This window comes from Flavobacterium sp. ENC, from assembly GCF_020991415.1.
Taxonomy (GTDB): domain Bacteria; phylum Bacteroidota; class Bacteroidia; order Flavobacteriales; family Flavobacteriaceae; genus Flavobacterium.
Genome location: NZ_JAJMOY010000016.1, coordinates 20,269 through 29,932, shown reverse-complemented (window position 1 = coordinate 29,932; position 9,664 = coordinate 20,269). Strand labels below are relative to the sequence as shown.

The window sequence follows — 9,664 nt, the reverse complement described above, 5'->3', positions numbered from 1 at the left end:
TGGACTCTCACAAGTTCCCACTTTTAGGGAACCGTAATACACTTTATTGTTTTCCAAAACTGTTGTTGACGGAACTACTGTTGTTCCATCAGCAGAATCATACCACGTCACATCACTTTCGGTTGTCGCCAAATCAGCCACGGTTTTATTATCCGCTTTACAGAATTCCTGTGTGGTCTGAGCAGTTGTTGGTGTTTGAGGATCACTCAAATTAACCGTTACCGCCAAACGTGTTGGGCTCTCGCAGGTTCCTACTTTCAGTGAACCGTAATACACTTTATTGTTTTCCAAAACAGCCGTTAACGGAACTACTGTTATTCCATCAGCAGAATCGTACCACGTTACACCTGATTCAGTTGTTACCAAATCAGCTACGGTTTTATTATCCGCTTTACAGAATTCCTGTGTGGCATGTGTAGTCGTTGGTGTTTTCGGATCACTCAAAGTAACCGTTACCGGCAAACGTGTTGGACTTTCACAAGTTCCTACTTGTAGTGAACCGTAATACACTTTATTGTTTTCCAAAACTGTTGTTGACGGAACTACTGTTATTCCATCAGCAGAATCGTACCACGTTACACCTGTCTCATTAGTTTTCAAATCAGCCACCGTATTGTTATTCGCTTTACAGAATTCCTGTTTTGCATCACTTGTCGTTGGCGTTTTCGGATCACTCAAATTAACCGTTACCGCCAAACGTGTTGGGCTCTCACAGGTTCCTACTTTTAGAGAACCGTAATACACTTTATTGTTTTCCAAAACTGTTGTTAACGGAACTACTGTTGTTCCATCAGCAGAATCATACCACGTTACATCACTTTCGTTCGTTACCAAGTCAGCCACAGTTTTATTATCCACTTTACAGAATTCCTGTGTGGTATGAGCAGTTGTTGGTGTTTGCGGATCACTTAAAATAACAGTTACCGCCAAACGTGTTGGACTCTCGCAGGTTCCTACTTTTAGCGAACCGTAATACATTTTATTGTTTTCCAAAACTGTTGTTGACGGAACTACTGTTATTCCATCAGCAGAATCGTACCACGTCACATCACTTTCGTTCGTTACCAAATCAGCCACAGTTTTATTATCCGCTTTACAGAATTCCTGTGTGGTATATGCAGTTGTTGGTGTTTTCGGATCACTCAAATTAACCGTTACCGCCAAACGTGTTGGACTATCACAGGTTCCTACTTTTAGCGAACCGTAATACACTTTATTGTTTTCCAAAACTGTTGTTAACGGAACTACTGTTGTTCCATCAGCAGCATCATACCACGTTACATCACTTTCGTTCGTTACCAAATCAGCTACGGTTTTATTATCTACTCTACAGAATTCCTGTGTGGTATGTGTAGTCGTTGGTGTTTGCGGATCACTCAAAGTAACCGTTACCGCCAAACGTGTTGGACTATCGCAGGTTCCTACTTTTAGCGAACCGTAATACACTTTATTATTTTCCAAAACTGTTGTTAACGGAACTACTGTTGTTCCATCAGCAGAATCGTACCATGTTACACCTGATTCAGTTGTTACCAAATCAGCTACGGTTTTATTATCCACTTTACAGAATTCCTGTGTGGTTTGGGCAGTCGTTGGTGTTTGCGGATCGCTTAACGTTACCGTTACCGCCAAGCGTGTTGGACTCTCGCAATTTCCCGCTTTCAGGGAACCGTAATACACTTTATTGTTTTCCAAAACTGTTGTTAACGGAACTACATTTGTTCCATCAGCAGAATCGTACCAAGTAACATCACTTTCGTTCGTTACCAAATCTGCCACCGTTTTATTCTCTGTTTTACAGAATTCCTGTGTGGTTTGGGCAGTCGTTGGTGTTTTCGGATCACTCAAATTAACCGTTACCGCCAAACGTGTTGGACTCTCGCAGGTTCCCACTTTCAGTGAACCGTAATACACTTTATTGTTTTCCAGAACTGTTGTTGACGGAACTACGTTTCCTTCTTTTTCAGCATCATACCACGTCACATCACTTTCGTTGGTTACCAAATCAGCTACGGTTTTATTATCAACTTTACAGAATTCCTGTGTGGTATGAGCTGTCGTTGGCGTTTGGGGATCACTTAATGTTACCTTTACCGCCAAACGTGTTGGACTCTCACAAGTTCCTATTTTTAAGGATCCGTAATAAATTGTTCCATTGGTTAAAACTGTCGTGGGCGGAACTATGTTTCCTTCTTTTTCAGCATCAAACCACGTCACGCCTGTTTCAGCAGTTTGCAGATCAGCTACAGTTTTATGGTCCACTTTACAGAATTCCTGTGTGGTATGAACTGTCGTTGGCGTTTGCGGATCACTCAAAGTAACCGTTACCGCAAATCTAACTGGATTATCACACGCTAACCAATTATTGAGAGATCCATAATAAATTCTGGAAGCACCGTAATAAACCGTTCCATTCTTTAAAGCAGTATCTGGTGTTAATTCATTTCCTCCTGTTGCAGCATCATACCATCTCACAACGGACTCCATTTTTCCGGTTAACGGATTTAACTGTTTAAATATTCCTTCTTTTGTAACTAAATCTGAAATCTTTGGATTATTTACTTTGCAGAATTCCTGACCGGCAGAACCTGTTGGGGTCTGCGGATTCGAGATATTTACATTTACCCTCAATCTTTGGCTCTCACAAGTACCCACCTTTAGGACACCCCAATAAATTTTATTTTCAAGAGCTGTCGTTGGTGCTATTATATTTCCATTACTATTACTATCGTACCATATAACTCCTGATTCAGTTGTTCTTAAGTCTGACACTTTTGGATTATTACCCTGGCAAAATTGCTGATTCTCCTCTCCTGTTGGGGTTTTCGGATCATTAACCTTTACGGTTACCGCCAATCTGGCCGGACTCTCGCAAGTTCCCGTTTTTAAAGAACCGTAATAGATTTTATTATTTTCAAAAACTGTGGTTGAAGGAACTACAGTTCCAGCTGTAGCAGCATCATACCACGTCACACCTGTTTCAGCAGTTTGCAGATCAGCTACAGTTTTATGGTCTGCTTTACAGAATTCCTGTGTGGTCTGAGCAGTCGTTGGCGTTTGAGGATCACTTAAAGTTACTGTTACCGCCAATCTCGTTGGACTCTCACAGGTTCCTGCCTTTAGGGAACCGTAATACACTTTATTGTTTTCTAAAACTGTTGTTGACGGAATTGCGTTTACCCCTGTCGCATCATCATACCACGTCACACCAGATTCTGTTGTTTTCAGATCAGCCACCGTGTTGTTATTCGCTTTACAGAATTCCTGTGTGGTATTAATTGTCGTTGGTGTTTGCGGATCACTGATCGTCACTGTTACCGCAAAACGAGCCACACTTTTGCAATCTCCTAATTGTAATGCTCCATAATAGATTTTTCCGTTAATCAGCGGGGTTGTTGCAGGAACCAGGGTTCCTCCGGTTGCAGCATCGTACCACATTACGCCTGCTTCGTTCGCTTTTAAATCAGAGACTTTTGCATTACTGTTTTTACAGAACTCCTGTGCCGAAGCTCCGGTTGGTGTTTTAGGATCGTTCATGTTAACATTAAACGATTCTGTAAAATAACAGCCTCCCAGCGAAGTGACCTCGACTTTATACATACCACTCTGTGCCGGAGTCAGGTTATCCAGTTTTAAATCTGCTGTGTTGTAAACCGTTCCGTCCGGTGTGGTCCATTTTATAGACGAAACAGGACCGGTCTGATTCACGACCAGCCATACACTTCCCCCATCACAATAGGCGGTGCTTCCTGATATTACTTTGGAAAGCGGTGCTCTTAAAATTAACGGCTGCTCGACCTCGTAACAGGCTGTTTTAGCTTTTACTACATAATTACCCGCTGTGAGTCCCGTAAAAACAGGATTCGTCTGCCCCGTAGCCGGATAAGCGGCATCGGTGTCTTTTTTTATAAAATAAGTGGCGTTACCTGCCGTATTATCTACTTTAACATACAGGTTTCCGGTGGTGTTTCCGGTACAAATAATCCCTCCCGATTGCGACAAATCAAAAGTCGGGAAATTAGGTTCTACTTTTATGGTCTTTGTCGTTGTACCCTCCCATAAATTGCTGGTGGGTAAAAAGCCGCTTACGGTATTTTTCGTGAGACCAATTTCATAAGTCCCGGAGATTTCTGGCTGATAAACTAAATCAAAAGATCCATCTTTTAAGTAATCGGAATAAACAAACGAGCTAGCAGGTTTAGATCCAGTTCCGGTTACCGGACCGGAAACCGTCTGTACGCTTATAGGATAGGTTGAAAAAATGAAGGGATTGCCAAAAGAATCCGCCGTACCCACCATGGAAACAGAAACTTTTACCGTTTTGACATAACGGTCACATATTGTTGTCGAGGGCGCTGCTGAAATAGATGTAATCTCAATTTTAGAAAAATAACAATCCACCGTCACATCAAACACTTCATCAAAACAGCCTGAATCTTTTATCCTGATTTTGTAAGTACCGGGAGTTAAATTTTCTCCTAAGTTATAGGCTTTCTTCCCACTTATACTCGCGTTCAAAGCAACAAAGCTTATCGGCGAAGGACCGTTTATCAGACTCGCTGTTAAGTCTCCGGTAAAACCACTTGAAGGTACAATAACTGCTAAAGCCGACTTATTAAAATTGATACCACTGGGCCTGCGATAAAAGCTTATCTGGCTTTTTAGATCTATGGCAGCAGGGCTAAAATAAAGCGGATCAATAAACACATTATTTGGGCCTGCAATACCAGGTAAAGGCTTAGTTGGATTCGTTGTCCAGTTCCTAAAAGAATAATCCGCCACTTCAGTCCCTGTGTTATCTGTTAATTTAAAACTATACGTTTTACCAATATCCAGTAAAAAATTTACGTAACGGCTTTTATCCACAGTCGTATAGATCATTTTAGTATTGGCAGCGTTATCTGTAACTTCAAATGTATAGGGCAAACACCCATTATAACCACTGGCTTGTACACTTACTTTTCCGGTGGTGGCACAAATGTTACTTGCCGGATCATCGCTAAAATTAAAAATACCCCCAGTGAAAGGCAGAACCTTACCGATAGTCGACCCTCCCAAATCCTGGGTGAAGGTTTTTGAAATACCGCAATAGGTTCCCGTAACACGAAGCAGTCCCCATTTAGAACGATCAGCAGGCAGTGAAAAACGCCCGCGAAGCTGCGTATAAGTTAAATTATCGTATACGTCCCAGCCTGTACCATTTTGGATTTCCAGTTTATATACAAAAGATAAATTACTAACATTAATTAAACTTGGCGACGTAATATAAGATATAAAATTAAGATAGCCAACGGCGCCAGCTCCATCGGAAAGAGCAGCACTTTTAATACCGGAACAAATATCTCCCGGGGTATTGTAAACAACATCTACATACGAAGAAAGACTACCTAACCTTCCCCCTATATCATCAGCTTTCAAAGTGACATTGGCATTAAGTGTAACGTTACTTATACTAGTGGTTGTTACCCCACAATTATCCATCAGTTTTGCTTTATAAGTACCCGGTTGTACATTGATAAAAGTATAACCGGCAGTACTGGTTGTGACACGCTGTACCTCACTCTCGTCTGAAGCTTTGAGTAAGCTTATGATATAAGGTGGATTTCCCCCTGAAACATTAACGACCAATTTTCCTAAAGGATCCGGATCATTACCACAGTAGGTATAATTAACTGCAAAAAAACTAGTAATGGTAGGCGAAACTGTAGAATACGTACTTCCTACATTTATGGCTGCAGCGGCCTTGACAAAGGTAGTTCCGCTATAATACCCATAATAATAGTCGCCTGTTTCCAGATTTGTAATAACCGGATTTGTACTCGTAATAACGGCAGCTTCATTATAAGGCAATTTGGCCACAGCATACGTGATGGGGCCTGCGACATTTGTCACGGTTATGGTAATGGTTCCGTCACCCACACAAGCTGCCTTAGTGGCAACGGCCGTGATAGCTCCCTGGGCATGAGCTGTCAGATGACCTAAAAAAAATATTCCTGCTAATAGTCTCAGTAATTTCATTTTCTTTGTTTTTTGCATTTCATTCCAGTATTATTTTTTGTCAAGCGGGATCGTATTAAATTTTAATACAACATACCAGAAGTATATTGGTCTTTCTATTTTTTAATCGCTCTTAAGTGTTTTGTAGTCTGGAATTTTATACAAAATTAAGACACCAAAGACCGCATAAAGTTGCATTCGTTATAAGTGGCATAACGACGTAATAAGTGGTCACTGTCGGTTTTTAGTGGCAGGGATAATATGGTAACGAGGCGAGTTAAATTAAAATAGAAGTACTATTATTCGTATATTATATTGTGTTGTTAGTTGGATTTGCGTGCATCTAAATAGATTTAAACGAGTCTAACTGTTTTAACAGCAAAGCTCACTAAGATTACGCAAAGTTTGCAAAGTTTAATTTTTAGCTTTGCAAACTTTGCGATTTCTGTTGCAGACTTTGCGGTTAAATACCGTTGTATGATAGTATTACTGCTTCATAAATCCCACGATTATAAATTCGCTTCTTCTGTTAATGGCATGTTCTTCTTCCGTGCAACTTACACCATCAACACATTTGTTTAAAATCATCATTTCCCCATAGCCGCGTCCTGACAATCGTTGCGGATCAATTCCCCCATGTTTTACCAGCCAGTCCACGGTGGATTGAGCCCTTAAGTTGGAAAGTTTGAGGTTGTAGCTGCTGCTATGACGGCTATCGGTATGGGCCCTGACATCGATGATAATGTTTGGTTTTAATTTCATAAACTCCGCGACTTTGGCAAGTTCAGTAACCGCATCTTCCCTGATAGCAGATTTATCTACATCAAAATAAATATCACGGAAATTTAATAGTTTTGCCAGATCGACCCCCACTTCCAATTTTCGTATTTTTTGTCCCATCGGTAACGTAAAAGGTTTCTTTTCTATACCAAAATTGGTAAAAAAGCTTTTTTCGATCGTCTCATAATTTTCGTTTTCAGCCCTGATATAGTAGGTTTTCCCAGCTTTTAAGTTCTCGAATTTACAGATTCCAAGATCGTTTGCTGCTAATTTGGTTACCAGATTCATCTTTTCATCAAACAGCGAAACTTCAGCAGCCGGAACGGGGTGATTGGTTTCTTTATCGATCAGGCTAAAATCAATCGTTTTATTAGAATCTGTCTGTAAAGGTTTGTCTTCTGTAAACTTATAAATATCATCAAAACCAAGTCCCATGTTACGGTTAGAAGAGAAAAAACCTTTATTTGATTTTGGATTAATATAGTAACAAAAATCATCGAAGGAACTGTTTACGGGTTCTCCAAGATTTACTATTCTGGAGAGTGAACCGTCCGGATTAATTTGAGACACATATATATCCAGTCCTCCCAATCCTAATTGTCCACTGGAAGAAAAGTACAATTTATTGTCTTCTGAGATAAACGGAAAAGTCTCACGTCCTTCTGTATTGACTGTTGGTCCTAAGTTTTCCGGTTTTCCATAAGTGTCATCCTGATAAATCTTTACCCTGAACAAATCAGACTGCCCGATGGTTCCGGGCATATTCGAAGCAAAATACAAGGTCTTTTCATCGGGGCTCAGGGCAGGATGCGCGACACTGTACTCATTACTGTTAAACGGAAGTTCCTTAATATCCTGCCAGTCCCCGTTTCGGTAGCTCGCTTTGTAAATTTTCAGCAGAATCACATCCTCATTACTCTTCCTGATCCTTCCGTTTAAATAATTATTACGGGTAAAATAAACCGTTTTACCATCTTTGGTAAATACCGGAGTGGATTCATTAAATTTAGAATTCAGTTTTTTAGAAAATAATTGCGGCTGTCCCAAAGTACCGTCTTTGCCCACTTTGCAAACCAGTAAATTGGTATAGGCCTGATTGTCCCATTTGTTTCGTTTTTCAGCACCTTTGTAATTTATCCTGGAAGAGGCAAAAACAAAATTCGTTTTACAAAAAGCAGCACCATAGTCGGAATACATGGTATTAATTCCGGTCTGCAGCAAAGTATACCTGCCGGAATTCATTTTAATTTCCTCTAAATAATCCCTGTTATTGACATACAGTTGCGCCCTGGTATCGTTCTCTGACTGTAACGCAAACAGATTCAGGTACTCGTCTGCCTTTTCCGGATTTTCGGTTGCTTTTAAGGTTTGGGAATAGCGGTAATAATATTCCGGATTGACAAAATTATCCGCTTTTTTGGTATTCATTTTAAACAGTTGCGTGTACCAGTTGTTCGCCTCCTTAAACTGACCGTTGAAATAATAGGAGTTGCCTAATTTCTGAAATAATTCTTTTGATTTATAGCCTTTTTCGGCTACCTTTTTATAGATTTCAATCGCCTCCATATAGGCTAAGTTATCGTATTTTTCATTGGCTCTCCTTAATTTGCTTTCCTGTGAAAAAGCAAAGAATGTGGTGCTTAGCAATACTAAAAGGAATGTTTTTGTTTTCATGATGCTGTTTTAAAAGAATCTCGGTGACAAAACTTTGTTGATTTTTTTGGAAAGCTCGAATCGCAGAAACACTTCATGCGATCCTGAATTGTAATTTCCTAATCTGGTCGTATCGGCATCGTAGGCATAACCCGCAAATAAACCGGGCGTGATTTGAAATCCAACCAGGCCGCTAAGTGCTGCATCCCATCTGTAGGCTGCTCCGAGGGTCAGTTTTTCGTATACTAAAAAGTTAGCCGATACATTGACCTGCAAGGGATTCCCCTCTACAAAATCAACCAGAACTGCAGGCTTAAATCTGAGGTTATAGGACAAATCAAAAACATGTCCTGCCATAAAATAGTACGCCATTTTCTCGCTTAGTATCGTTTTTCTATCCGACATATATTGTTTGGTTTCCAGTAATGAGGGAGCAGAAATTCCGATATAGGTATTGTCTGACTGAAGATAGATTCCGACACCAAAATTCGGAGAAAATTCATTTTGGAAACCCGATAGAAAATCCGGATCGTTTGGATCATATTTATTCAGTTTACTGTCATCGATAGTCCATATCCTGGAGCTTCCTTTAAGTCCGAAAAACAATTTGTAATCGTAACTTAACCGAATATTATACGAAAGATCTGCCGATATAGCTGTATCATCTGAAGGTCCCATTTTGTTATTAACCACTGATACTCCTAAACCAATACGATCTGACACGGGACCATTTACGGCAAAAGTCAGGGTTTTCGGAGCCCCCTCGAGGCCCTGCCATTGTGATCTGTGCAGACCCGTTATACTGAGCACCTCCCGGCTTCCCGTATAGGCCGGATTGAGTACTGCGGTATTGTACATGTATTGTGTAAACTGAAGATTTTGCTGGGCAAAAGCACTTATACTACAAAAAAACAATCCTACTGCTGCAACATTTAAAATATTTTTCATCTGTTCTATAAATAAACTTGTCTGTTTTTGAAAATTTAAAAGGAATGAGAGAAACTTAAAATAAGAGGTATTTAATGGAACGACGCTTTCTTATCATAAATCAATACTAAAGAAAGGTTGTTGTTTATAACTTAAATACCTCTATTCTAAACTATTCCAAAATCTTTCGCAAAATTAGTCCAGAGAATTCTATGCAGCGTTCCACTTGTAACAAGTGGTGAAGTGATGTAATAAGTGGTAGGGATAAAAATAAACCCGACAGGTTTTGAAACCTGTCGGGTGGGTG

General features: G+C 40.1%; 2 protein-coding genes and 1 pseudogene. All 3 read right to left on the bottom strand.

Going from position 1 to position 9,664, the window contains the following annotated elements:
• Positions 1 to 6,018, bottom strand: a pseudogene (locus LPB89_RS21760) (hypothetical protein); the annotation flags it as partial.
• A 465-nt stretch (positions 6,019 to 6,483) separates the two neighbouring features.
• Entirely contained in the window at positions 6,484 to 8,451 is a 1,968-nt protein-coding gene (locus tag LPB89_RS21755; protein ID WP_230703714.1) for an OmpA family protein, read from the bottom strand.
• A gap of 9 nt (positions 8,452 to 8,460) precedes the next feature.
• Positions 8,461 to 9,378, bottom strand: coding sequence for a type IX secretion system membrane protein PorP/SprF (locus LPB89_RS21750; protein ID WP_230703713.1), 918 nt, complete (start codon positions 9,376 to 9,378; stop codon positions 8,461 to 8,463).
• Between the last annotated feature and the right edge of the window lie 286 nt (positions 9,379 to 9,664).